The sequence below is a fragment of the Hymenobacter roseosalivarius DSM 11622 genome (assembly GCF_900176135.1).
Classification (GTDB): domain Bacteria; phylum Bacteroidota; class Bacteroidia; order Cytophagales; family Hymenobacteraceae; genus Hymenobacter; species Hymenobacter roseosalivarius.
Genome location: NZ_FWWW01000057.1, coordinates 1 through 24428, shown reverse-complemented (window position 1 = coordinate 24428; position 24428 = coordinate 1). Strand labels below are relative to the sequence as shown.

Here is a 24428-nt window from a genome sequence, read left to right as displayed (position 1 = left end):
GGGCAAATTCACGACTAGGTTTGAGTCAGTTATTCACCTCAAAAGCCTCAGCCGTGAACAAGCCCTTTTCCTTCCGCCAGTATTGCTACTCGCTCATTCTGCTATTGCTGCTGAGCCTCTGTCTGCCCGTGTTGCTGAGCGCCACCGATAACCCCACCGCTCACCCTTCTTTTTCGGTAACCGTAACGGGCAAAGGCCGGCCCATGCTGCTGATTCCGGGCCTCACCTGCCCCGGCGCCGTGTGGGACGAAACGGTGGCGCGCTATCAGAAGCAGTACCAATGCCACGTCGTATCGTTGGCGGGCTTTAGTGGCCAGCCGGCCCAAACGGCCGCGCCCGAGCACTTGCTGCAAACCGTCCGCGACGAGCTGCTCACCTACATCAAAACCCAGAAGCTCAACCGGCCCATTGTGGTTGGACATAGTCTGGGGGGCTTTTTGGGCCTCTGGATGAGCACCTCCGCCCCCGAGGCCATCGGCCCGCTGGTCATCATCGATTCACTGCCGTTTCTGGCGGCTGTTCAAAACCCGGCTATGACCGCCGAAATGGCTAAGCCGATGGCCGAAGGCATGCGCCAGCAGATGCTGGGGGGCAAAATGCCGGTGGCGGCGCAGCGCCGGATGGTAGCGGGCCTGATAACTGACACGGCCCGCATCAGTCAGGCCACGCGCTGGGGCCAGGCCTCCGACGCCCGTACCGTGGCCCAGGCCATGTACGACCTTTACACCACTGATTTGCGTGCCGACTTGGGCCGCATTCAGCAGCCAACGCTGGTGCTGGGTGCCTGGGCAGCCTACAAAGCCTACGGCTCGACCAAGGAAAGCACCCGCGCCATTTTCGCCCAGCAATACACCAAGCTTCCCCAGCACCGCATCGAAATGTCGGAAGCCGGCAAGCATTTTCTGATGTGGGATGATACGGCGTGGTTTTTTGCCCAAACCGATGCATTTTTAAAGCAGAATGGTATCGCCAAAAAATAGCCATACCGCCTCTATTTCACCGGCGTCCGGCTTCAATGCCGGGTGCCGGCGGCAGGCAAAATATCATCTGAAGAAACCCTAAAAAGCAGCTGCTAATGATACTCGAAAAAGACTTCGCTGCCCTGAAACTGGAGCTGGCGGTGAAGGCAAAAGGCGGAATCGACTTTATCGTGGCGGCCAGCATATTGTGGTCGGTCATTACCGTTATCTGGCTACAGCCCCGGTCTCCGGCGCTGAATAGTCTATATACCTTTATCATTGGCGGCGCCATGCTGCCCCTGGCCTTTACTTTTTCCAAAGTATTCAAGACGACCTGGACCATAAAAAGCAATCCGTTGCAGCCGTTGGGCTTGTGGCTGAATTTTGCGCAGCTCTTTTATTTTCCTTTCCTGATTTTCATTTATATAAAACAACCTCAATGGTTTATCATGACTTATGGCATTATAACCGGTGCTCATTTTTTTCCTTATGCCTGGTTTTATAATGTAAAAGCCTACGCAGTTATGGCCGGCGTCATTGCCTTTGGCTGCATGTTCATCGGCCTGAACGCCGCTGTTCAAGACCTGTATTTGATTCCGCTTTTTATCGTGGTTTCACTCGTCATCCTAAGCGTTCTGCTTTCTGTTTCTTACCGAAGAAACAAAGCAGTGTATCAGCTTTCCGGCCCGCCAGAGCAAGTGGTGGTACAGCTGGCTTAACCTTATTTCCTTATGTCGTTTTCCATCTCGCGCCGTCGGCTTTACTGGACTTTGCAGGTAGTTTGCTGGGGACTGTTTGGGGCCTTAGGCAGCCTAATTATCGTGCTCCTGGGGCAAAAGCTTACGCCCGGCATGCTGGCCACGCAGGCGTTTATGATGGCCCTTTACATCGCCACCACGCACGGATTACGCGCTCTTATTCAGCGCGGCGACTGGTTGAGGCTGTCGGTGCCTCGGGTGGTGCTCCGGCTGCTGCCGCTCAACCTGACGCTGGCTTTCCTGACCCAGTGCGTGGTCTGCGTGCTCATGATGTACGGGTTGAAAGTGTTCACGCCAGAGCAGTTTCGGTGGAGCTTTTTGCTGCTGTACACTCTGAATATGAACTTCGTGTTCTGGCTTTGGGCGGGCTTGTACTTCAGCCTTCACTACCTCGACAACTACAAGCGGGCCGACATTGATAAATGGAAGCTGGCCGCCGCCGTGCGCGAAGCCGAAATGCGTACGCTGAAGGCCCAGATTAACCCGCATTTTATGTTTAACGGCCTCAATAACATCCGGGCTCTGGTGATGGAAGACCCGTTGCGCGCCCGTGAGATGATTACGCACCTGTCGGATTTGCTGCGCTACTCCATTCAGCTCAACAGCACGGAGCAGGTGACGCTGGCCCGCGAGCTGGAAATCGTAGCGCATTATCTGGAGCTCGAAGCGGTGCAGCTGGAGGAGCGTCTGACTTATTCCCTCAACGTTGATCCGGCGGCCCTTGACGTGCTCATTCCGCCCATGACCTTGCAGCTTTTGGTGGAGAACAGCATTAAGCACGGCATCGCGCCCCGGCCCGCCGGGGGGCAAATTTCCTTGAGTGCCCGCCTCGACGACGCCCACGAATACTTACAGGTAACAGTGCGCAACACGGGCCATTACCAACCTGTTTCCGGCCACGAGGGCGTAGGGCTGCGCAACGCGCGGGAACGGCTGCAACTCTTATTTGGGCAGAAAGCCGCCCTCACCATCGGGAACGACGCCGCAGCGCCCGATGTCGTGACGGCCCGGCTTCAACTTCCGCTCACCGCCCAACTGCAACCGGTATGAACGCCCTGCTCATCGACGACTCCCGCCTGGCCCGCACCGAGCTGCGCCACCTCCTGCAAGCCTTCCCCGACGTAACCGTAGTAGGCGAAGCCAAAAACGCCGCCGAAGCCCGCATTCAAATTCAGGCGCTCAACCCCGACCTTCTGTTTCTGGACATTCACATGCCCGGCGGCAGCGGCTTCGATTTGCTGGCCTCGCTGGAAATTGTCCCCCAGGTCATTTTCACCACCGCCTACGATGAGTATGCCCTGCGCGCTTTTGAGGTCAACGCCTTGGATTATCTGCTCAAGCCGGTGCAGGAAAACCGCCTGGCCGCCGCCCTGGACAAAGCCCGTACCCAGAACGGCTCTCCACCTGTTTCCTATTCAAGCGAGCCTGCCTCCGCGCCCCTCACCGCCCACGATCAGGTATTCGTGAAGGACGGCGAGCGGTGCTGGTTCGTGCGCCTCTCCGACATCCGGCTGTTCGAAATCAACGGCAGCTACACCCAGATCTATTTCAACGACTGCCGCCCCCTCATCCCGCGCACGCTTCAACACCTCGAAACCAGGCTTGACCCGAAGGTTTTTTTCCGCGCCAACCGTCAGCAGATCATCAACCTAAAGTGGATTGACACCATCGAGCCGTGGTTTAGCAATACGCTGAAGATCAAGCTCAAAGACGGCCCGGAGGTAGAGGTATCGCGCCAGCAGTCGGTGCGGTTTCGGGAGGTGATGAGCTTATGAGGGGCTTTACCCCCCGTTCAACGAAGCTCTAACCAGTAGCCTGCGCCGGCTCGCGGAAGCCAACCCACGTAAAGCGCTTGATTACAAACTCAGGATTGGTAAACGAAGCGTTACCCGCCGGATTGCCGCCCGTTACGTGGAAATCGGAGAAGCCGGCGTTCTGGTTTACATAAATGCCCCCCGTGAGGTTGAAGCTCACCGGTGTACCAGCCAGGCTCATCTCATCCATAATTTGCTCTTTTATTTCCTGGTCGGTGGTGTAAGCCCCGCAGCTGATGGCACCGTGCTCGCGTGCCAGCTGAGCCGCCAGCCGGATGCTTTCCTGGGTGTCTTTAGTCTTGATAATCAGCATAATCGGCCCGAACAACTCCTGACTGTACTGCTCCACCTGGCTCGACTGCACCTCATAGATGCTCGGCGAGCAGGTGCGGGCATTCTGAAACGTGGGGTTGTTTACGGTGCCGTGGGCCAGAATACTGCGGCCGCCGTTGAGGGCCAGCTGCTCCACCCGCGCCTGGGTAGCGGGGCTCTGAATGGCCCCCAGCACATGCGGGCCGGCTTTCGGGTTCTGGGCCAGGCCCGTAACGGCGGCAGCCAGCTTCTGCACCACGTCTTCGTAGGGCACTGGCTCACCATTCACCGTTACGCCGGTTTCGGGAATAAAGAAGTTCTGCGGAGCGGTGCACATCTGCCCGGAGTACAGGCTGACCGAGAAGGCCAGGTTCTGGGCCACCTTGTCTAGGTCGTCGCAGGAGTCGAGGATGATGCTGTTGACGCCGGTTTTTTCGGTGAACACGGTTTTGCCTTTCAGGCCTTCCACGTAATCGCCAAACTGGTTGCCGCCGGTGTAGTCGATGAGCTTGACGGCGGGGCTTTCGCAGAGGTCCTTGGTGATGAGGCGGTCCTCCGCGTCCACGGCTAGTTGGCAGATGTTGGGGTCGAGGCCGTAGGCGGCCAGCACCTTCTGCACCTCAGCAATCACGATGGCGATGGGCAGCACGGCCTTAGGGTGAGGCTTGATAATGACCGGGTTGCCGGTGACCAGCGAGGCAAACATCCCCGGCACCGTGTTCCAGGTCGGGAAGGTAGAGCAGCCGATAACCAGCCCTACGCCCTTCGGCACGGCTCGCCAGGTTTTTTGCAGGGTGATGTTGTACTTGCCCATGGGCTTCTCCCAGGTGGTCTCCTCCGGAAAGCGCGTCTGCTCCTCGTAGCCGGCCGCGATGGCCTCCAGGGCGCGGTCGGCGGCGTGGGGGCCGCTGGCCTGAAACGACATCATATAGGCCTGGCCGGTGGTGTGCATGGTGGCGTAGGCAATCTCAAAAAACCGCTCCTTCATGCCGTCGAGGGCTTCGGTGAGCAGGGCGGCGCGCTGGGCGGGCTTTATTTTGCGCCACTCACCAAAGGCCTTTTCGGCCCGCTCAATCAGGATCTGGGGGGCAAAATACGGGTACTTGATGCCCAACGGCTGCTGCTCATAAGGCGAGTCTTCCTGCCCGGCCCAGGCTTCGGGCTCACCTTGTAGCAGCTCGGTGTAGTGCTGGTTGCGGCGGGCCTCGAAGGCCTCGCGGCCGAGGCGGTCGGCATCGGGTCCGTAGATGTCGGGGGAAGGGTTTTCGGGGAAGTGGGCGAAGAACGTACGACCGTGCAGGGCTTTGATTGCCGTGTCGAGGGTGGACTGGTGTTTTTGGGTAGTTTCAGTCATCGGGGAGTCAAAAAAGAACCGTAGCTTGTGAAAGGGTGCAGGGTGAAGTGGTTTCCTTGAAAAGTGAAACCACGGCATGAAAAGTGTTTTCACTTTGCAGAGCCTAAATTTACGTAATCCGCCCCGAATAGCCCCTATTGCACCCCGCGTATGAAGTCACAAGTACTTGCTTTTATCTTTTTGCTAAGTACCAGCCTGGGGCTACCGCTGGCGGCACAAGCGCAGCCGGGCGAAGCTCAAACCTCGGAGCCAGATACTCAGTCAGGCACGTTGGTTTTTAAGCTTAAATCAGCCGCTACCGGCGCGCTACCGCCCGAAATAGCCCCCCAGCTCGCCGCGGCCCTGCGGATGCTGGGTGCTACAAAAGTGGAGCAGAAGTTTCCGCGGGCACTTCCACCCACCGCCTACCAGCCCGGCTCCGTGGACCTGCGAGGGGTATATCAGGTGTGGTTCGCGCCCACTGCTTCGCTCCAAAAAGCCCGCTTTGCTCTGCTTCAAACGGGCACTCTGGAGTATGCCGAGCCGCTCTACGACCGTGGCCTCCTGCGCCAGCCCAACGACCCCTTTGCCGACTCTACCCGCGCCGATGGTCAGTATTATCTAAAGAAAATTCAGGCTTACCGGGCCTGGGATGTTACGCAGGGCGATACCAGCATCGTCATTGGCGTACTGGATACGGGCATGCTGTTCTCCCATCAGGACATGCAGGGCCAGATAAAATACAACTATGCCGATCCAATTGATGGTATTGATAATGACGGTGACGGCTACGTAGATAACTTTCGCGGCTGGGACTTTGCCGACCAGGACAACGACCCGGCCATCCGGCCCACCTTCGACCATGGTCTGATGGTAGCCGGCTGCGCCAGCGCCCGTCCCGATAATAAAAAGGGTATCGCGGGCGTGGGCTTTCGGTGCAAAGTACTACCCATTAAGGTATTCTCTAACCGACCCGGCCGGCCGTTTGGCGGCGGGTTCGAGGCCATAGTATACGCCGCTGACCACGGCTGCCGGATTATCAATCTTTCCTGGGGCTCGGTTGGGGGGCAGTCGCAGTACGAGCAGGACGTGATTAACTACGCCGCTATCAACCGCGATGCCGTGGTTGTGGCGGCTGCCGGCAACGATGGCCGCGAGTCGGATTACTACCCGGCCAGCTATGCTAACGTGCTCTCGGTGGCGGCTCTTACCGCCCAGGATACCCAGGATGCCACGTACAGCACCCACGTTACCCTTTCGGCGCCGGGCCGCGACATTCTGACTGCCTGGTATGTGGGTGATAGTTCTTACGCGGCGGTGCGGGGCTCCTCTTTCGCGGCCCCCATCGTGGCGGGCGCGGCCGCTCTCGTACGGGCACGCTTCCCGCAATACTCGGCCGTGCAGGTGGCCGCGCAGCTTCGGCAAACCACGGATGATATTTATAGCCTGGCGGCCAATGCGCCGTTCCGCGGAAAGCTGGGCACGGGCCGCCTGAATGTGCACCGCGCCGTGGCGCTCACTGATCGGCATCAGGTACGCGTGGTAGCCAGCCGATTTGCCCCCCAGCGCACGTTTTTTCGCCCCAACGAAGCCTTACGCCTCACTGCCGAGCTGCAAAATCAGCTCCGGGCAATAGCAGGGCTCACGGTCACGCTCACCTCGCTTTCGCCTTACCTAAGTGTGCAGAGTGGCACGTTTTCAGTGGGCTCCATGATGACGCTGGGCCGCGCTACTAATACCGCTTCGCCCTTTTTGCTGACGGTGGCCGTCGCGGTGCCACCCAACACCCACGCCACGCTACGCTACGCCTTTACCAGTACCGACGGCTACACCGATGAGCAGTTGTTGGAGGTAGTGCTCAACCCCGATTACGTGGTGCTCGACGCTGGCAACCTGCGTGTTTCCTTGAATAGCCGCGGCAATCTGGCCTACGACGACGCGTATTCTAGTGTGGGCGCAGGTGTAACGTACCAGGAAAGCCCCTCGCTGTTGGCAGAGGGTGGTTTGCTGGTGGGCACCTCACCTACCCGCGTTGCCGACCGGATACACAATGACCAAAGCAGTGGGGGTCGGTGGCGGATTGACGATGACTTTCAAGCCCTCAGCCAAGTTGCCTTGCAGACTCAGCCGGTTCGGGCTACGCAGGAGGGAGAGGCTAATTTCCAGAATTCGCGACCCGCCGGCGAGTTAGGCGCGGCCTCGGTGGGGGTACGCGTTCGGCAGCGGGCTGCTGCCTGGGCCGATGCCCCGCACCGCGACTATGTGATGCTGGAATATCAGCTCACCAACATCACGCCGGATACGCTCAAGTCGCTGCACGCGGGCCTTTACCTCGATTGGGATTTGCCGCCCGCCATTAGCAGCAACTTAGCGGAGTGGGATGCGGTGGGCAGCTTTGGCTACGTGCGCGCCTTCGGCTCCTCGTCTCAGTACACAGGCGTCAAACACTTGGGCGGCGGCACGGCAACGTATTATGCTATTGATAACCAGGTCGTGACTAACGAAGCCGTTACGATGGGCAATGGCTTCAGCACGGCCGAGAAATTTGCCGCCCTCAGCAGCGGCACCGCCAAGCGCACGGCCGGCGCCATAGCCGGCAGCGACGTATCGCAGGTAGCTGGTGCCAGCTTAGGTGCATTGGCCCCCGGCGACTCCATCAAGGTGGCTTTCGCCTTACTGGGGGGCAATTCTTTGCTGGATATACGAGCGGCCGCTACGGCGGCCCAGACGCGGTACCGAGCGGTGGTGCTGCCGACCCGCATGGCGGCCGCTCCTACGGCGTGGCAGCTTTATCCGAACCCAACCAGCGGCAAGGTGCGCATGGAAGTGCCCGCTGGTTTTGGCGCCCAAGAGCTGACCGTACGTAACGCGCTCGGCCAGGTGCTGCTGCACCAAAACCTCTCCCCTACCAAACCTATCACTGACTTGGATTTGACGGAGCTGCCTACTGGCCTTTACGTGGTTCAACTCAGTGGCCAGGGGGGCAATTTGCAGCGGCGGGTAGTTGTTCGGCGCTAAGCTTCCCCTCGCAGGCAATAAGAGTGCCGCCAGTAGCTCCCCTGTCACCTGTGTAAAAACCAGAAAGGCGCCCGGCAAAACCGGGCGCTCTTTGCGTGGCTAAACAAGCTCAGGGTTGGCTAAGCTTCGTTTATTGACTAGCTGCATCATGTATTCACGCCAAATACAGGGCGTCTTCCGATGCCTTGCTATGGGCGCGGCGGCAGCGACCGAACCAAAGCCGATTTCCTGGTAATCAGCGCGTGGATAACATGCGTCACGACGCCCCACACGTCCAGCCGTGCCCCCGCCAGCAGCTCCAATGCCGGATAGACCTCATTTTCGGCTTCGAGCCAAGTGCGGTCACCGCGCAGGCGCAGGCGCTTCAGCGTATGCTCCCCATCAACCACCGCCACCACGATATGCCCATCGGTGGGCGCGAGGGCACGGTCAACGGCAATCAGGTCGCCGGGATAAATGCCAGCCCCAACCATAGAGTCGCCCGTGACGCGCGCCAGAAAGGTAGCGGCGGGGTTAGCAAACAGATGGCGGGATAAGTCGAGGGCCGCTTCCTGATGGTCATCGGCGGGCGCGGGGAAGCCAGCCGGTATCGGACAGGCATAAAATGGTAGCTCGAGGTTCAGGCTCTCCAGCGGGAAATCATAGATCAGAACAGCACTCATCAGCTAGGGGGCGGCTTGTACCTACCCAGGGTGCTATTTACTAAATAAATTAGTAAATAGTTCCGCTTAGCTACCTTAAAAGCTTAATTAAACAATTTGATTAGCACCAGGTTTTAGCAGTTAGATAACCGTTTTTCGTAGCATAGAACGTTTAAATTGTTGGCTCTTCATAGAAATTTCACCTAAAAAGACCAGACTAATATATTTAGTTTATCAGAAAAATTAGTATCTTTGTATATGTCGAAAGTAAAGCTCCCTACTCCGCTTCCTGTACAACAATACGCCCGTTGCGTGGATGACAGCCGCCGCCCCACCGACTACATCGGCGACTGGCCTACGGCGCAGCAGGTGTATCCGGTGCGTGTGCTTCCGAACGCGCGTACGAGGCAGCCCCAGGTACATGTTCTCGGCTTCTACGCCGAGCGTCCTTACGGCGCATTTGCCCCCCACCGCTTCGAAATGGTGGCACAGGTGTGGCTTAATTAACTGGCCAGTATTTCTCCTCACCCCACCTTAGGCTTTCGGCTGTTTCCGAGTTTCGGGAGCAGCCGTTTTTCTTTTTGGGGGTTTGTTGGCAGCCGGCTAATCGTGTTGCGAGCAGTTTCGTGCTGAGGGCATTTACACGAAACCCGAACACTACTCACTTGGCGGCCATTGCTTTCAGGTAGCGCAGCAGGACACCCTTTTTTCGCTGCTTAATTCCAACCAGCATTTCGAAGAATATATTTGGGGACAATTATCCCCTTATGGACCAGCCCACCGAACAGGTTTACAGCATTCCAGCTCCTTACCGCCGCATGGAAAACATGCATATTCTCTTCTGGCTACTGAAAGATATTGGCTGGTGCATTATTTGGAAACCCCTGGCTCTCAGCATGATTATACCCACGCTGAGTATCGCCCTAATTATTACCTGGCGCACTCGCACCATCAAGGCTGAGCTAGCCCATAATCTGGCCATCGTGTTCTGGATCAGTGCCAACTCCTACTGGATGATCAGCGAGTTTTTCAACTTCGAAGCCGTCCGGGTGTGGGGCAACGTTACGGGTAAGCACATGGCGCTACTTCCTTTTCTGCTGGGCCTCTTTACTTTGCTCTACTATTACCTGGTGCAGAAGCCACGGGAAGCGCGTTTGGAGCCAGTAGCAACCATTTAGTTTGTTCAACGATTCCCTCGCGCCAGCTATGCTTCAGATCCACAAACCATAATGATAGCCTTCGCTTACATCGTGGATACCGCTGACTGCTGATTTATTTGCTTGTCTGAATTGGTATGATTCATTGCTGTGATTAACCAAACATTAACATTCTTTCTATGGAGCCCATCAATCTAAATCAAAAATTTGCGCAGTTCCATGACCATTGGAATCCGCGCATCATTGGCGAGCTGAATGACCAGCACATCAAGATTGCCAAGGTACAGGGCGAGTTTATCTGGCACAGCCACCAGCACGAGGACGAGCTGTTTATTGTGGTGCAGGGCACCCTGCTCATGGACTTTCGCGACAAAACTGTGGCGCTACGGCCCGGCGAACTGCTGGTAGTACCGAAAGGCGTGGAGCACCGCCCCCGCACCGAAGGCGAAACCTGGATTATGATGATTGAGCCAAAAACCACCCTGAATACCGGCAACGTGGAAAATGAGCGGACCCGCAAGGAGTTGGAGGTTTTATAAACCTTACGGTTAACTCACCCCATACGCGGTGTTAAACTTAAATAAAAAAGCCCCCCAGAATAGATCTGGGGGGGCTTTTTTATGCAAACAAAATGCTACTTCTGCGACATCTGAGCCGCGCCTGACTCTTTCAACCGAATCAGGTTCAGTGCCGAGCCAGCCTTGAACCATTCAATCTGACCCTGATTGTAGGTATGGTTCAGGTTTATCAAATCCGTATCGCCATCATCATGGTGCAGGCGGGCCTGAATCTGGCTGCCGGGGGCGAAACTTGTCAGACCGATGATGTCGATGGTGTCGTTTTCTTCGATCAAGTCATAGTCAGCCTTGTTGACGAAGGTGAGGGCCAGCATGCCCTGCTTCTTCAGGTTGGTTTCGTGAATGCGGGCAAACGACTTCACGATAACAGCCCGAACGCCCAAATGACGAGGTTCCATGGCAGCGTGCTCACGCGAAGAGCCTTCGCCATAGTTCTCATCACCCACTACCACCGTTCCAATACCCATCGATTTATAGGTACGGGCTACCTGGGGTACCGTATTGTAGGGGTTGCCCTGGGTTACCTGGTCCTTCACCGCATTTGCCTCGCCGTTGAAGGCATTCATGGCGCCGATGAGCATGTTGTTGGAAATATTATCCAAATGACCACGATATTTCAGCCACGGGCCAGCCATCGAGATATGGTCGGTGGTGCATTTGCCCTGGGCTTTGATGAGCAGGCGCAACCCTTTCAGGTCGGTGCCTTCCCAGGGCTTGAAGGGCTCCAACAGCTCCAGACGCTCGGACTCCGGGTCAACGAGTACCTGTACGCCCAAGCCATTCTCGGCGGGGGCCTGGTAGCCGGCATCCTCTACGTCGTAGCCCTGAGGGGGCATTTCTACACCCGTGGGCTCGTCGAGCTTCACCTGGCGGCCGTCTTTGGTGGCCAGCGTGTCGGTGAGCGGATTGAACGTCAGGTCGCCAGCAATGGCGAAGGCCGTCACTATTTCAGGCGAGGCCACGAAAGCGTGGGTGTTGGGGTTGCCGTCGTTGCGCTTGGCGAAGTTGCGGTTGAAGCTTGTGATGATTGAGTTCTTGCGCTTCGGGTCGTCGGAGTGCCGCGCCCACTGGCCGATGCACGGACCGCAGGCGTTTGCCAGTACCACGCCGCCCATCTGGGCGAAGGTATCGAGCAGACCGTCGCGCTCCACGGTGTAGCGCACCAGCTCTGAGCCGGGCGTTACGGTGAACTCAGCATTCACGGTTAAGCCTTTTTGCACGGCCTGGCCGGCGATGGAAGCGGCGCGGGTGATGTCTTCGTACGAGGAGTTAGTGCACGAACCGATCAAACCTACTTCCAGCTTGGCGGGCCAGCCATTCTCGCGAACAGCGGCGGCAAACTGCGAAATTGGCCAGGCAGCGTCCGGCGTGAACGGACCGTTCACGTAGGGCTCCAACGTATTCAGGTCTATTTCAATAAGCTGGTCGTAGTAGTCCTGAGGGTTGGCATACACCTCATCATCGGCGCGTAGGTGCGCGGCCACGTCGTTGGCGAGGTCCGCGATTTCGGCCCGACTAGTGCCGCGCAGATAATCCGCCATCTTCTCGTCGTAGCTGAATACCGAGGTGGTAGCCCCGATTTCAGCCCCCATGTTGCAGATGGTACCTTTGCCGGTAGCCGAGAGGTTATTGGCACCTTCCCCGAAATACTCGACAATAGCACCCGTGCCGCCTTTCACGGTCAGGATGCCGGCCACACGCAGAATTACGTCTTTGGCTGAAGTCCAGCCGCTGAGCTTTCCGGTCAGCTTCACGCCAATAACTTTCGGAAACTTCAGCTCCCAGGCCATGCCGGCCATTACGTCCACGGCATCGGCCCCGCCAACGCCGATGGCAATCATTCCCAATCCGCCAGCATTTGGCGTGTGCGAGTCGGTCCCGATCATCATGCCACCGGGGAAAGCGTAGTTCTCGAGTACTACCTGGTGAATAATACCGGCGCCGGGCTTCCAAAAGCCGATACCGTATCTATTGGAAACAGAAGCGAGGAAATCATATACCTCACGGTTTTCCTCGTTGGCCTGAGCCAAGTCGGAATCGGCACCTACACGGGCCTGAATGAGGTGGTCGCAGTGGACGGTGCTGGGCACGGCAGTTTTGTCTTTGCCGGCCTGCATGAATTGGAGCAAGGCCATCTGAGCGGTGGCATCCTGCATGGCCACGCGGTCGGGGGCAAAATCGACGTAGGAAACGCCACGCTCGTAGGCCTGCTGTACGTTGCCGCCGTAGAGGTGGGAATACAGAATTTTCTCGGTCAGAGTAAGCGGACGGCCAACGGCAGTGCGGGCGGCTTCGATGCGCTCGCCCATACCAGCGTACACGGCCTGAATCATTTCTAAGTCAAACGCCATAGTCGGGAGGGAAAAAGGGTAAAGTGGTAGGCTTCTTAGAAGCAGTACGCAAATATAGGCGGCCGGCGTTGCGGTGCATACATTTTATCTTTGCGAGTCTACATAGGTAAAACTTAAAATTACCTCCACGGTTTGCGTCTCGATTTCTCCTGCATTTGCCCCTCCTCATGACTCTTTCTTTCGCATTTCGTTCGTTGGTACTAAGTGCTGCCTTGACCGTAGGCCTGGCGGCTTGCCAATCCAATTCCTCCTCCGAAAATACCGCTGCCGTGCAAAATGAATCTGCCTCCGCCCTTAAGCCCGGTACCTGGCGCGGCGTGCTCTCGGCTCAGGGCCAGGAAATTCCGTTTTTGTTTGATGTAGAAGCCGTGGGGGGCAAATCGGTGGTGTACCTGCGCAACGGCGAGGAGCGCCTAAAGCTCGACGAAATTACCACGGCCGGCGACTCAACGACGATTACGCTGGGTGTGTTTGACGCGGCCTTAGTGGTGCGGGCCGATGGCGCGGATAAGCTGAAGGGTGCTTGGGTGAAGTACGATGCGCCGGAGCCGTACCGGGTGCCGTTCGCGGCGACGGCTGGGGGGCAAAAATCATTCCCCGCCGCCTCTGAAACGTCGCGTTCTTTCGACGGCACCTGGAGCGTAACCTTCAAAGATGATGAAGGCCAGACATATCCCGCGGTGGGCGTCTTCAAGCAGAACGGTAGCGACGTAACCGGCACTTTCCTTACGACTACCGGTGATTATCGGTATCTGGATGGCCAGGTGAATGGCGATATGCTTCAGCTTTCTACTTTCGACGGAAACCACGGGTACCTATTTGTCGCTACGCGCAACAGCGGCACCAATACTATTATCAACGGCGACTTCTACAGCGGCAAAAGCGGCCACGAAACCTGGACCGCCAGGCTCGACGCTAACGCCAAGCTCCCCGACGCCAACTCGCTCACCTTCCTGAAGCCCGGCGAGAAGAAGCTCGACTTCAAATTTCCCAACATCTACGAAGGCGGCTCCATCTCCCCTTCCGACCCCAAGTACCGGGGCAAAGTAGTGGTGGTGCAGTTGCTCGGCTCCTGGTGCCCCAACTGCATGGACGAAACCAACTTTTTGGCTCCCTGGTACGAGAAGAACAAGAGCCGCGGTGTAGAAGTAATTGGCCTCGGCTTTGAGCGCAGCCCCGACCAGAAAAAAGCCTCCCAGCGCCTCCTCAAAATGAAAGAGCGTCTGAATGTAGGCTACGACCTGGCCGTGGCCGGCATTGCCGATAAAGACGCGGCCGGGAAAGCATTGCCCCAAATCAATAAAGTATTAGCCTTTCCCACTACCATTATTCTGGATAAAAAAGGGGAAGTGCGGAAGATTCACACCGGCTTTTCGGGACCAGGCACGGGCAAGTATTACGAGGAGTTCGTGGCCGATTTCAACCAGACGATTGATCAGCTGGTGAAGGAGTAAGCGCCAGCATTGAGGCTCTGCCGCTAAAACGGCTTAAACGGGGTAGAGACACATACTTGTGTCTTCTCGTTGAACGATTGATGTAGCGCCATTCAATTAAACAACGCGAGGAGACACTGTTCGAGTGACCCCAAAAACGAATGCTCTTTTTCGTTAGGCCTTGTGCCGCCTAAAGCGGACTTTTATTTCCTGGCGCGGGCGGAGTGTTATGAGCGGCATCAAGTCAATAGCTGGCTGTTCAACCCATTCCACGTCGAAGCGGCGCAGCATTTCCAGGAGCACGAGCTGCATTTCGGTGAGGGCAAACTGATTGCCGATGCACAGGCGCGGGCCGCCACCGAAGGGAATGTAGGCGTAGGGCACCTGTTGCCGAACCTGGTCGGGACCGAAGCGCTCGGGGCGGAAGGCTTCGGGTTCATCCCAGAGCTTGGCGGAGTGGTGAATGCCGTACAAATATCCTGAGATGAGCGTGCCTTTCGGCAGCGCCAGGCCATTGTAGGTGTCATCTTCCTGAGCCACGCGGTCCAGAATCCAGGCAGGCGGGTAGAGGCGCATAGTTTCCTGAATCACTTGCAGGGAATAACCCAGGCCAGGCAAATCGGCGAAGGTGGCGGGCCGGTCGCCGAGCACCTGGGTTATTTCGGTGCGCAGTTTGGTCACTACTTCCGGGTGTTGGGCCAGCAGATACCACATCCAAGACAAGGCGTTGGCGGAGGTTTCGTGGCCGGCTACCAGCAGAATAGCCGCCTCGTCGAGTACTTGCTCTTCGGTCATGGGCTCGCCGTTGTCCTCGTAGCGCGCATCGAGCAGCATTTGCAGCAGGTCGTCGGGTACGGGGCCGCTGGCTTCCTTCCGCTGACGGATGTAGCCGCGCACGATATCCCGCAGCTCGGCTGCCAGCTGGTCGTGGCGTCGAAATTGCCCCCTGGCGTGCTGCCAGGGCCGTAGATACGGCTGCCGCACGGTGCGCACATAAAAGGCCTGAATAGCGGTCAGCAGCTCGGCCATTCTGTGCAACTGCCTTTCCGCCAGACTATTACTAAACACCGAGCGGGCGATAATCCGGAACGCCGTCGTGATCATTAGCGCGTGCACGGCTACTTCCACAAAGCCGCCCTGCTTGGCTAGTTGGCGCTCCAGCGGCTCCAGACAGTCATTTATTTCGGTCTGCATAAGCGCGACTAGGCCAGCTATGCGCTGGCGATGGAAGCCGGGCTGAATCAGGCGGCGCTGCCGGAGCCAGTAGCTGCCCTCGCTGGTGAGCAGGCCGTGGCCGAGGTAGCGCGCGACGCCGTGCGACAAGTCGGACTTGGGGTAGTTGCGGTGGTTTTTCTGCAGCATATGCTGTACCAGGCCAGGATCGCGGGTGAGCACCGTACGCCGAATGCCCCCCAGATACACCACAATGGTGTCGCCGTACGTGTTGAGGTAAGTATCAAGCACCGGAATCGGGTTGGCCGCCAGCGTGATGGAGTTGCGCAATGACCGCAGGCGTGGCACCACGGGCAGAAAGGCAGATGCAGTGGAAGAAGGAGCAGGCATACACAAGCTGGTTAAATAAACTTCAAAGTACGGCCTACCTGGCTTTTCTGCTCGCAGAAAAATGGGTTGAATCTTCCCGCACTTCAGTGGCGGGCTTTGCGCGCTGCGCTGGGGGGCTTTTTGGCGAAGAGCAACACAAAACGCCGTGCCCTGCGTACACCTGCCTAACAGTGCCCATTATGTGGCGCTACCGTTGCCGCTCCCTAGTTTTCTCCAAAACCAAACCCTACTTTCCTATGTGGATTCAGCAAAAACAAGGCACCCTCGCTCCTCTCGATGAACTCCAAGGCCGCACGGTAGGCCTCAAATTTGAGTGCAACCACTGCAACACCGAAGTTTTCACCGACCTGATTGGGGTGCCGGCCCCCGATCTGCTGGCCAACTCCATGGAAGACGACGGTCAGTTCGAAACTGAGGAAATAAAGTGCCCCAGCTGCGACATGACTCATTCCCTTACCGTGCGCAGCACCTTCGAAGGTGTACAGTTTGATGTGTCGGAAGTAAAGCCGGACAGCGTAAGCTATCAGGTAGCCGAGCCGGAAGCGTAACCCTTACTATGTAAAAGCTCTGATTTTTCTCTTCTCTGAGCACTACGCCTGCCGGCTGCTTTCTTAGGCACCCGGCAGGCGTAGTGCTGAGTGGACCTCACCCCTCAAATGAAAGCTTTCATTTTCGATCTGAACGGCACGATGATCCATGACATGGAGTATCACACCCGCGCCTGGCAATACCTGCTTAATAATGACCTGGGGGGCAATTTTACTTGGGAAGAGGTCAAGCCGCAGATGTACGGCAAAAACCAGGAAGTACTGGTGCGCCTCTTCGGCCCGGACAGGTTTACGGAGGCAGAAATGCAGCGCTACGCGCTGGAAAAGGAAAAGCGCTACCAGCAGGAGTTTTGGCCGCATCTACGGTTATTGCCAGGCTTGGCGGAGTTTCTGGCCGACGCCCACCGACGCCATATACCGATGGCCATCGGCTCGGCGGCCATTCCCTTCAATATTGACTTTGTGCTGGATAACCTGCATATCCGCCACTATTTCACAGCTGTGGTCAGCGCCGACGATGTAACGCTGAGCAAGCCCCACCCCGAAACGTTTTTCAAAGCAGCCGATGCGCTGCACGTTGCGCCCGCCGACTGTATCGTCTTCGAAGACGTGCCCAAAGGCGTAGAGGCTGCCCGCAACGCGGGCATGCCAACCGTAGTACTGACCACCACGCATCAGGAGTCGGAGTTTGCTGTCTTGGATAATGTGCTCCATTTCGCCGCCGACTTTCATGATCCGATTATGAAAACGCTGCTCTAATTCTCTAATTCCCAAGAGTCAGGCTTACTTCTCCCGCTCAATCGTGTAGTTAATGAGCTGCTCCAACGAATCGCGGGAGGGCGAATCGGGGAAGGTACGCAGGATGGTCAGCGCCTCATCGCGGTAGCGTTCCATCACCCGGATAGCGTAGTCGAGGCCGCCGGTTTTCTTCACGAACTCGATGACGGCCTGCACCCGGTCTTTGCGGCCGTCGTTGTTTTTCACGTTGAAGATAACGCGGCGCTTGGTCAGCCAATCGACTTGCTGCAAGGAGTAAATGAGGGGCAGCGTCATCTTTTTCTCTTTGATATCAATGCCCACGGGCTTGCCAATTTCATCGGTACCAAAGTCGAACAGGTCGTCTTTGATTTGAAAAGCCATGCCTACTTTCTCGCCAAAAAGCCGGGCGCGCTCAATGGTTTCTTTGTCGGCCCCGGCCGAGGCGGCCCCTACGGCACAGCAGGAAGCGATGAGCGAAGCCGTTTTTTGGCGAATGATGTCAAAATACACATCCTCCGTAATGTCGAGGCGGCGCGCTTTCTCAATTTGCAAAAGCTCGCCCTCACTCAACTCCCGCACGGCATTATTCACGATTTTGAGCAGATCGAAATCGTCGTGCTCCAGCGCCAGCTGCAAGCCGCGCGAGAGCAGATAGTCGCCCACGAGCACGGCAATCTTGTTTTTCCAGAGCGCATTGATGGAGAAGAAGCCGCGGCGGTAGTTGCTCTCATCCACCACATCATCGTGCACGAGCGTGGCCGTGTGCAGCAGTTCGATGAGGGCCGCACCCCGAAAAGTAGCTTCGGGCAGCGGGTCGCCGCCGCTGATTTTGGCCGTAAAGAACACGAACATCGGGCGCAGCTGCTTGCCTTTGCGCTTGATGATGTAGCCCATGATCTTATCGAGCAGGAGCACCTTAGTTTGCATCGAAGCCCGGAATTTGCGTTCAAATTCCTCCATTTCGGCCGCTATCGGGGCCTGTATCACGTCGAGCGTTCCTTTCATGCGGGGCATTGGGCGCCACAATGATACGCGGCCGCCGCCCGGTTTCCTAACCAGCTAGCACGGCGCTGACCTTCCGCTTTGTTCATCCTAACTCTGTGGGGGGCAAATTTCGTAGCTTACTTTTGCTACTCTCCTTAATTGGTACCAAAATGCCCCCCAGCCTCTCTCCTACCGCCGTTGAGTTCTTATTAACCTGCGCCCGCCATACCCGGCCCTTTGCCGCCGACGCCCACTTTCTGCCCGATGGCCAGGCCAAGCCGGTAATCATATTTGTGCACGGCTTTAAAGGCTTTAAAGACTGGGGCCATTTTAATGTGTTGGCCGATTACGTTGCGCGCCAGGGTTTTGTGTTTGTCAAGCTCAACCTCTCGCACAACGGTATTGTGCCCGGCGGCACCGGCGACCTGGAAGACATGGAAGCCTTCGGCAATAACAACTTCAGCCTGGAGCTGGACGACCTGGGCGCTCTGCTCGACAGCCTTTACTGGCCCGGCAAAGCAGCTATTCCGCCCGCCGAAATGGATTTGAGCCGTCTGTTTCTGGTAGGCCACAGCCGCGGTGGCGGACTGGCGATGCTCAAGGCGGCCGAAGATGCGCGCGTGCGGGCCGTGGCCGCCTGGGCACCCATCAGCGATATTGATCAGCGCTGGTCGGCGGAGGTAATGCAGCGCTGGCAGGCAGAGGGCGTACAGTACATCGATAATACCCGCACCGGCCAGCGAATGCCACTCTATTATCAATTGGCAGAGGATTTTAAAGCCAATAAAGACCGCCTGGATATTCCGACGAACGTGCGCGAAAAGCTGCGGCAGCCTCTGCTTATTCTACACGGCGACGAGGACGAAACCCTGCCCGTGAGCATGGCCCACGACCTGAAAAGCTGGAAACCCGACGCCGAGCTAGTGATTCTGCCCGGCGCGGGACATATGTTTGGCGGCAAGCATCCCTGGAAGGAAGACCAGCTGCCCACTCTAGCCCAGGAAGTAGCTGACCGTACGATAGCCTTTTTCAAAGGCATCGAATAGCTTGGCCAGCACCTTGACTACCCACACGGCTTACCTCCTGCTCGGCAGCAACCTCGGCGACCGGGCCGCCACTCTGCGCACTGCCGTGCGACAGCTCGGCGAGCTGGCGGGTACCGTCGTTGCCGCGTCATCTCTGTACGAAACGGCACCCTGGGGCTTATCCGAGCAGCCAGCTTTTCTGAATCAGGCAGTGCGGCTGCACACGGATTTGCCCCCCGAAGTGCTCTTGGATGTTTGCCTTCGCGTGGAGCAGCTATCCGGGCGGGAGCGGCGCGTGCGCTGGGATGCCCGCACCTTGGATGTCGATATTCTCCTGTATGATGCGCTGGTGCTGGATTCGCCCCGATTAGCGGTGCCGCACCCGCGCCTGCCGGAGCGACGCTTCGCGCTGGTGCCGCTGGCTGAAATCGCGGCAGCGGAAGTACATCCGGTACTCGGTCAAACGGTAGCGGAATTGTTGGCAGCTTGCCCCGATACTTTGGATGTGCAGGCGGTACTTAATGGGTAAAGCTGGCACGTTTATGTGTTGCTGCTACTGCTCATTATACTTCTCGCAATGCACCCAGATTCTACTTTATCAAAAGGGTCGATAACTGATCTTGTGTTAAATCCTGCCGCTTTTTTCCGTTCTACGTACGGTCAGCAAGATGCCCCAGCCTGGGTATTCCTTGTTTTTGGCTTGGGGTATGGAATAGATAAAGTAGACCAGCGCCTAGTGAAATATGATCTACAAGGGAAACTGGATCAGATAGACTTTCTTAATTACTGGAGCGGCTTCTGGCTTATATCCAGCATCGATATTATTGGTGGCTATATTGTGTATCTAATTGGGGGCTGGTTTTATAATGTTCGCCTTAAGTGGGCTAACGGAAGCTCAGATTTCACCAAATCCCGCTACTTATATCTTTACTCAGGCATTATCTCCAGCAGTGTCATTATACTTTCGGCATTGATTGAGACTTGTATTCAGAAGCGCCCTTATGAACCAGACGCTGATACTACTGTTGTGAGCTTAGCAACCTTTGTGGCCATCCTCACAGCCGTATATTATTCGGTATATGTTAGTTACCAGGGTGTTTTAGCAGTCACAGATGCTGACCCTAAGAAAGCCCGAATATGGTTTTTCTACCTGCCTATCTTGATTTACACACTTAGTTACATTGCCATATTCGGCGTGATTATAAGCATGCTAATCAGCTAAATAAAGTAAGCTCATTCCCAATGGAAACGGCCGGTTATCATAACTGGCCGTTTCCATTGGGAATGAGCTTACTTTCTAAACAGCCGAGCTTGCCGCCACCTGGGGGGCAATTTTCTTCACTAAGCCCTGCAATACCTTGCCCGGTCCGCACTCCACGAACTCCGTGGCGCCGTCTTGAGCCATCTGCTGAATAAGCTGGGTCCAACGCACGGGAGCGGTTAGCTGGCGCACGAGGTTTTCGCGGATTTCGTAGGGGTCGCGGTGCGGAGCGGCGTCTACGTTCTGGTACACCGGGCAAATACCAGCCGCGAAAGGTGTCGTTTCGATGGCGCGGGCCAAGGCCGCCTCCGCTGATTGCATAAGCGGCGAGTGAAAAGCCCCCCCGACACTCAGGGGCAGCGCACGCTTGGCACCAGCGGCTTTCATCTGCTCGCAGGCAATTGCAATCCCCTGCTGGGTACCCGAAATAACTAGCTGACCGGGGCAGTTGAAGTTGGCGGCTACCACTGTATCACCGTTCTGGCTGATCTCCTGACAAATACGCACCACTACCTCATCATCCAGACCCAGAATCGCGGCCATCGTGCCGGGCTGCTCTTCACAGGCAGCTTGCATGGCCTTCGCCCGTTGGGCAACCAGTTGAAGGGCATCTTCAAACTTCAGGACTTTGGCCGCCACCAAAGCCGAAAACTCACCTAGCGAATGACCAGCCACCATGCCGGGAACCAGGTCCGGGAAACTGACGGCCAGAGCTACCGAGTGCAGAAAGATGGCCGGCTGGGTTACGTTGGTTTGGCGCAGGTCTTCGTCGGAGCCGGTGAACATGATATCCGTGAGGCGAAAGCCCAGGATGTCGTTAGCTTGGTCGAACAACTGGCGGGCGGTAGGCTGCTGCTCGTACAGGTCGCGGCCCATACCGCTAAACTGACTGCCCTGGCCGGGAAAAACTACTGCTTTCATAAATCGCGGACTTGAACGGATTTTTTGGGTTACACGGATTTCGTGAGTATCTGCTTGTGGGGAGCTTTTTCCCCATTAAAACAGGCGTGCAAGCTGCACAAATTGACTGGTAAGCCCAAAAAAGCCCCCGACCGCTCTATTTTACCCCGGACCAAAAAAGAGCAGGGCGAGCCATGTGGTCCGCCCTTTTCTTTCGCCTATTACCTAAAGATGAATAAGTTATCGCGTGATTTCCACCCAGCCTTTGTACGTACGCTTCGTGCTGTTGAAATCGGCGAATTCGACCTCGGCAATGTAGTAGTAAACGCCTTCGGTCACCTTCACGCCACCCTTGCTTTCAGTGGCGTTGCTGGTGCCTTCCCATTCAATTAACGGGTTTTGGTCGCTTTCATACACCTTAACGCCCCAGCGGTTAAAGGCCTGGAAGCGCGTGCGCCGTATCGGACTAGCCACTTTTGGCCGGAACGTGTCGTTGCGCTGGTCGGCATTGGGGGTGAAGATGTTGGGCAGCACAAAGAACAAACAGTTGTCCTTACACTCAATGTTGCTCAGCACACTTCGGTTGCCGACCGCATCAACGGCCTGAATAGCGTAGCAACCCGCGAAAGTGGCCTTGCCGGGTCGGTTCGGCCTATCCCGATCCAGCCGATCCACGTAGCTTTGCTGCGTCACGGAGTCAATGGCCACTAAAGGCCCCTCGGGCGTCCCCCGATACAGAATTCGATAGTATGCAATCTCGCGGCTGCAATCGGCGGGCGTGTTGCCCAGGGTCCACCGCAGCTTGTTGCTATACACCTGGTTGGGCGCCGGGAAGTTGGGCAGCGCCGCCAGGCTGTCGCAGTTGGTAGGCACCAGCGTCAGCACGGGCGGGCAGGGCACGGTATTCAGCGCGATACACTTTTCCTGGCTGCGGTTCAGTAAGGGGTCAGGTATATCAGGGTTATTATACGTGCCATTCGTTTCCACATAATAGCAGTACACCTGCCCTTTGCGCAAGGGGATAGCCGTAGTACCCTGATCGACAAATGTGCCTCCGGTGGTGGTGCCCGTCACGGTGCCCACCTGCACAAACTGACTTCCTGGTGCTGGGTCGCGTCGGTAAATAGTTGTAGGTCGTAGCGCGTTATTCCACGGCACGGCGTACGTCCAGTTCAGCGTAATGCGGTTAAGATTCGGGTTGCTAACATCAGCCGTTCCTTCCAGCCGCACGCTGGAGGCCGTAGAGGTTTCCGTCAGCACTGCTGAGCCCGGCCCGGCTACCGCATTGCTGAAGAACTCCAGTCGGTAAGTGTAGGTATTAGCCAGCGTATTCAGGCCGGTATCCACAAACGATAGTTCGTCTAGGTTATTAGTAGTGCGCACCAGCGTAGGCGTGGCCGTGCCTACCGAACGCAGCAAACGGTAGCCCACGGGCGGGATAAAACCGCTTTGGCTGAATGGCTTGGTCCAGCGCACCGTAATAGCGCCATTTGTGGCATCGGTCCTATCTACGGTTACATTGGTCAGTACCGCACTCCGACCCTGCAAGTTCAGGCATACCTCCGCGGAGGCAATGCTGGCACCACCTTTCGGCCGCGGAAATTCCGCGTAGATGCGGTAGCAGTAGTTTTTGCCCCGTTCCAGCCCTAAACCGCCCCGGTCATCGCGGAAAATATCCGTCCCGACTGGCACTGACCCAACCTGCACAAAACCAGAGCTGGCCGGAATGCCGGTTTCGCAAGGGCCAGGAGTAAAGGTAGATGGCCCTTCTTTCCGATAAATTAAAATCCGGCTGGCATTGGTACAGGTATACCGATCCCAGGTCAGGATAGCAGTATTGCCTTCGCCGCGCACGCCCAGGTTTTGCGGGGGCGGCCCGACTACCGTGATACGCCACGCTTTTTCGTCGATTAATACAGTTCCCGACGGTGGTTGGTCGTCCGCCTTAAAAAGAACGGTGTAAGGATCGGAAGCAACATCCGTGCATTGGGGCGTCCAGCGGAAAGTGCCGCTTGCCAGCGGTGGCCCCGTCGCATTTTGAACAAAAGTGGCCGGCGGGAAAATGCCCCCGAAAGCGGCTAAAGTTATTTTATCATTATTCGGATCGGTAGCCGTGATGGTTTGGGTGATAGGTGTGCCGGCTACCACGCAGATGTCGGCCGGAACGGTAATAGTAGGGCGCAAGTTGTTGGTAGGCTCTACCAGAATCTGCATGTCGCGGATCACCTCCCCTATCAGGCGGGCCGGACCTGTCCCACTGCGTCGATACTCCATGACCGCGAAGGCAAAATTATAGATGCCCGCTACGTTGGGCGCATTCCACACGATCTGCCCCGTCTGCCGATCTTGCGTAAAGGTTGACAGTCCACCACCCGGCGCATTCAAGTAGGGCACCTGCACCCCACGCGGCTCCGTTAGGTTAGGAAACCGATAATTAGTGGTTTCAACTGGATTAGGCCGACATTTATCTATATTAATCGATCCTTCTACGCCGTTAGCAACTTGCCGGCTTGGGCGCAGCTCAAATACCAGAGAGTCGCCGTCGGCATCAAAGGCAGCAGGGTTATGCAGCCATACTTGATTGGCTCCGGCCTTATCATAAGCCGGCGCATTGAGTACCGGCGACCTGTTTATATTTAGCTCCGGGGCAATCGTAACGCGGGTTGATATATAGAAGGTTTGCGTATTGGAGTCCGACATGTTGCGTACTCCCGCATTGCGCAATTCTCCAATGTAGCTAACCAGATAGCTGCCCGGCGCGTTATACGTATGCTCAAAGTAATAGACATTTATCTGGGTGCCAGGCGATACCTGACGCAGCGTAGTACGAGGTATTTCACGCGGTCCTGTACAACTGCCATCTCCAAAAAATATAGCTACTTTATCTTCATCAACGCTGGAAGTCGCATTATCGGTGAAGAGCACCATCTTGAAAAAGATGCGCCGTGGGTTACGAGCGCTGACAGGCAACGTAGTATCTGACTTGGCCTGTATATCGCCGGCCCGGATGTGGGAGGCTTGGGCTGTCGGCGTG

At 56.7% G+C, this 24428-nt stretch carries 21 protein-coding genes; 14 read left to right on the top strand and 7 right to left on the bottom strand.

Features of this window, described 5'->3' with window-relative positions; genetic code table 11:
• The first annotated feature begins 53 nt into the window (after positions 1–53).
• From B9A24_RS08060 to B9A24_RS08045, 4 genes are all read left to right on the top strand, one after another.
• Positions 54–980: an alpha/beta fold hydrolase gene (locus B9A24_RS08060; protein ID WP_143434832.1), complete on the top strand. Its 927-nt coding sequence runs from the start codon at positions 54–56 to the stop codon at positions 978–980.
• Positions 981–1075: 95 nt separating this feature from the next.
• Complete coding sequence (locus B9A24_RS08055; RefSeq protein ID WP_084444666.1) at positions 1076–1678, top strand: DUF7010 family protein; 603 nt, start codon at positions 1076–1078, stop codon at positions 1676–1678.
• Positions 1679–1690: 12 nt separating this feature from the next.
• The gene (locus tag B9A24_RS08050; RefSeq protein ID WP_084444665.1) at positions 1691–2767 is read left to right on the top strand and encodes a sensor histidine kinase; all 1077 of its coding nucleotides are present in this window, start codon (positions 1691–1693) and stop codon (positions 2765–2767) included.
• The gene (locus B9A24_RS08045) at positions 2764–3492 is read left to right on the top strand and encodes a LytR/AlgR family response regulator transcription factor (RefSeq protein ID WP_084444664.1); all 729 of its coding nucleotides are present in this window, start codon (positions 2764–2766) and stop codon (positions 3490–3492) included. The genes B9A24_RS08050 and B9A24_RS08045 overlap by 4 nt, the downstream gene beginning before the upstream one ends.
• 28 nt (positions 3493–3520) lie before the next feature.
• On the opposite strand, the gene paaN is transcribed toward B9A24_RS08045, so the two are convergent.
• Complete coding sequence (paaN, locus tag B9A24_RS08040) at positions 3521–5197, bottom strand: phenylacetic acid degradation protein PaaN (protein ID WP_084444663.1); 1677 nt, start codon at positions 5195–5197, stop codon at positions 3521–3523.
• Positions 5198–5347: 150 nt separating this feature from the next.
• Here paaN and B9A24_RS08035 point away from each other — a divergent pair, with 150 nt between their 5' ends.
• Positions 5348–8194 (top strand): S8 family peptidase, encoded by a 2847-nt coding sequence (locus B9A24_RS08035; protein WP_084444662.1) that lies wholly within the window; start codon positions 5348–5350, stop codon positions 8192–8194.
• Positions 8195–8382: 188 nt separating this feature from the next.
• On the opposite strand, the gene B9A24_RS08030 is transcribed toward B9A24_RS08035, so the two are convergent.
• Entirely contained in the window at positions 8383–8856 is a 474-nt protein-coding gene (locus tag B9A24_RS08030; RefSeq protein ID WP_084444661.1) for a LexA family protein, read from the bottom strand.
• A 237-nt stretch (positions 8857–9093) separates the two neighbouring features.
• Here B9A24_RS08030 and B9A24_RS08025 point away from each other — a divergent pair, with 237 nt between their 5' ends.
• The 3 genes from B9A24_RS08025 to B9A24_RS08015 all read left to right on the top strand — a co-directional run bounded on the left by B9A24_RS08025 (position 9094) and on the right by B9A24_RS08015 (position 10531).
• On the top strand, positions 9094–9342 hold the full coding sequence (locus tag B9A24_RS08025; RefSeq protein WP_143434831.1) for a hypothetical protein: 249 nt from the start codon (positions 9094–9096) through the stop codon (positions 9340–9342).
• A gap of 260 nt (positions 9343–9602) precedes the next feature.
• Entirely contained in the window at positions 9603–10013 is a 411-nt protein-coding gene (locus B9A24_RS08020) for a hypothetical protein (protein ID WP_200813883.1), read from the top strand.
• Between the two features lie 158 nt (positions 10014–10171).
• The gene (locus B9A24_RS08015) at positions 10172–10531 is read left to right on the top strand and encodes a cupin domain-containing protein (RefSeq protein WP_084444659.1); all 360 of its coding nucleotides are present in this window, start codon (positions 10172–10174) and stop codon (positions 10529–10531) included.
• Positions 10532–10626: 95 nt separating this feature from the next.
• On the opposite strand, the gene B9A24_RS08010 is transcribed toward B9A24_RS08015, so the two are convergent.
• The gene (locus tag B9A24_RS08010; RefSeq protein ID WP_084444658.1) at positions 10627–12921 is read right to left on the bottom strand and encodes an aconitate hydratase; all 2295 of its coding nucleotides are present in this window, start codon (positions 12919–12921) and stop codon (positions 10627–10629) included.
• A 167-nt stretch (positions 12922–13088) separates the two neighbouring features.
• On the opposite strand from B9A24_RS08010, the gene B9A24_RS08005 reads away from it, so the two are divergent.
• Entirely contained in the window at positions 13089–14375 is a 1287-nt protein-coding gene (locus tag B9A24_RS08005; protein WP_084444657.1) for a peroxiredoxin family protein, read from the top strand.
• 153 nt (positions 14376–14528) lie between these two features.
• Here the strand turns inward: B9A24_RS08005 and B9A24_RS08000 are convergent, their stop codons facing one another.
• Positions 14529–15917 (bottom strand): cytochrome P450, encoded by a 1389-nt coding sequence (locus B9A24_RS08000; RefSeq protein ID WP_084444656.1) that lies wholly within the window; start codon positions 15915–15917, stop codon positions 14529–14531.
• 236 nt (positions 15918–16153) lie between these two features.
• Here B9A24_RS08000 and B9A24_RS07995 point away from each other — a divergent pair, with 236 nt between their 5' ends.
• Positions 16154–16465, top strand: coding sequence for a hypothetical protein (locus B9A24_RS07995; protein ID WP_084444655.1), 312 nt, complete (start codon positions 16154–16156; stop codon positions 16463–16465).
• Positions 16466–16573: 108 nt separating this feature from the next.
• Positions 16574–17224, top strand: coding sequence for an HAD family hydrolase (locus tag B9A24_RS07990; RefSeq protein ID WP_084444709.1), 651 nt, complete (start codon positions 16574–16576; stop codon positions 17222–17224).
• Between the two features lie 24 nt (positions 17225–17248).
• Here the strand turns inward: B9A24_RS07990 and B9A24_RS07985 are convergent, their stop codons facing one another.
• On the bottom strand, positions 17249–18229 hold the full coding sequence (locus B9A24_RS07985) for a polyprenyl synthetase family protein (RefSeq protein ID WP_084444708.1): 981 nt from the start codon (positions 18227–18229) through the stop codon (positions 17249–17251).
• A 122-nt stretch (positions 18230–18351) separates the two neighbouring features.
• Between B9A24_RS07985 and B9A24_RS07980 the strand changes: the two genes are divergently transcribed.
• From B9A24_RS07980 to B9A24_RS07970, 3 genes are read left to right on the top strand one after another with little or no spacing between them, the layout of a single operon-like run.
• The gene (locus tag B9A24_RS07980) at positions 18352–19254 is read left to right on the top strand and encodes an alpha/beta hydrolase family protein (protein WP_234997081.1); all 903 of its coding nucleotides are present in this window, start codon (positions 18352–18354) and stop codon (positions 19252–19254) included.
• A gap of 13 nt (positions 19255–19267) precedes the next feature.
• Positions 19268–19762 (top strand): 2-amino-4-hydroxy-6-hydroxymethyldihydropteridine diphosphokinase, encoded by a 495-nt coding sequence (gene folK, locus B9A24_RS07975; RefSeq protein ID WP_084444707.1) that lies wholly within the window; start codon positions 19268–19270, stop codon positions 19760–19762.
• Between the two features lie 48 nt (positions 19763–19810).
• Positions 19811–20455, top strand: coding sequence for a YIP1 family protein (locus tag B9A24_RS07970; RefSeq protein ID WP_084444653.1), 645 nt, complete (start codon positions 19811–19813; stop codon positions 20453–20455).
• 75 nt (positions 20456–20530) lie between these two features.
• On the opposite strand, the gene fabD is transcribed toward B9A24_RS07970, so the two are convergent.
• The gene (fabD, locus tag B9A24_RS07965; RefSeq protein WP_084444652.1) at positions 20531–21415 is read right to left on the bottom strand and encodes an ACP S-malonyltransferase; all 885 of its coding nucleotides are present in this window, start codon (positions 21413–21415) and stop codon (positions 20531–20533) included.
• 219 nt (positions 21416–21634) lie between these two features.
• A partial coding sequence (locus B9A24_RS07960; RefSeq protein WP_084444651.1) for a T9SS type B sorting domain-containing protein occupies positions 21635–24428 on the bottom strand: 2794 nt, incomplete at its 5' end.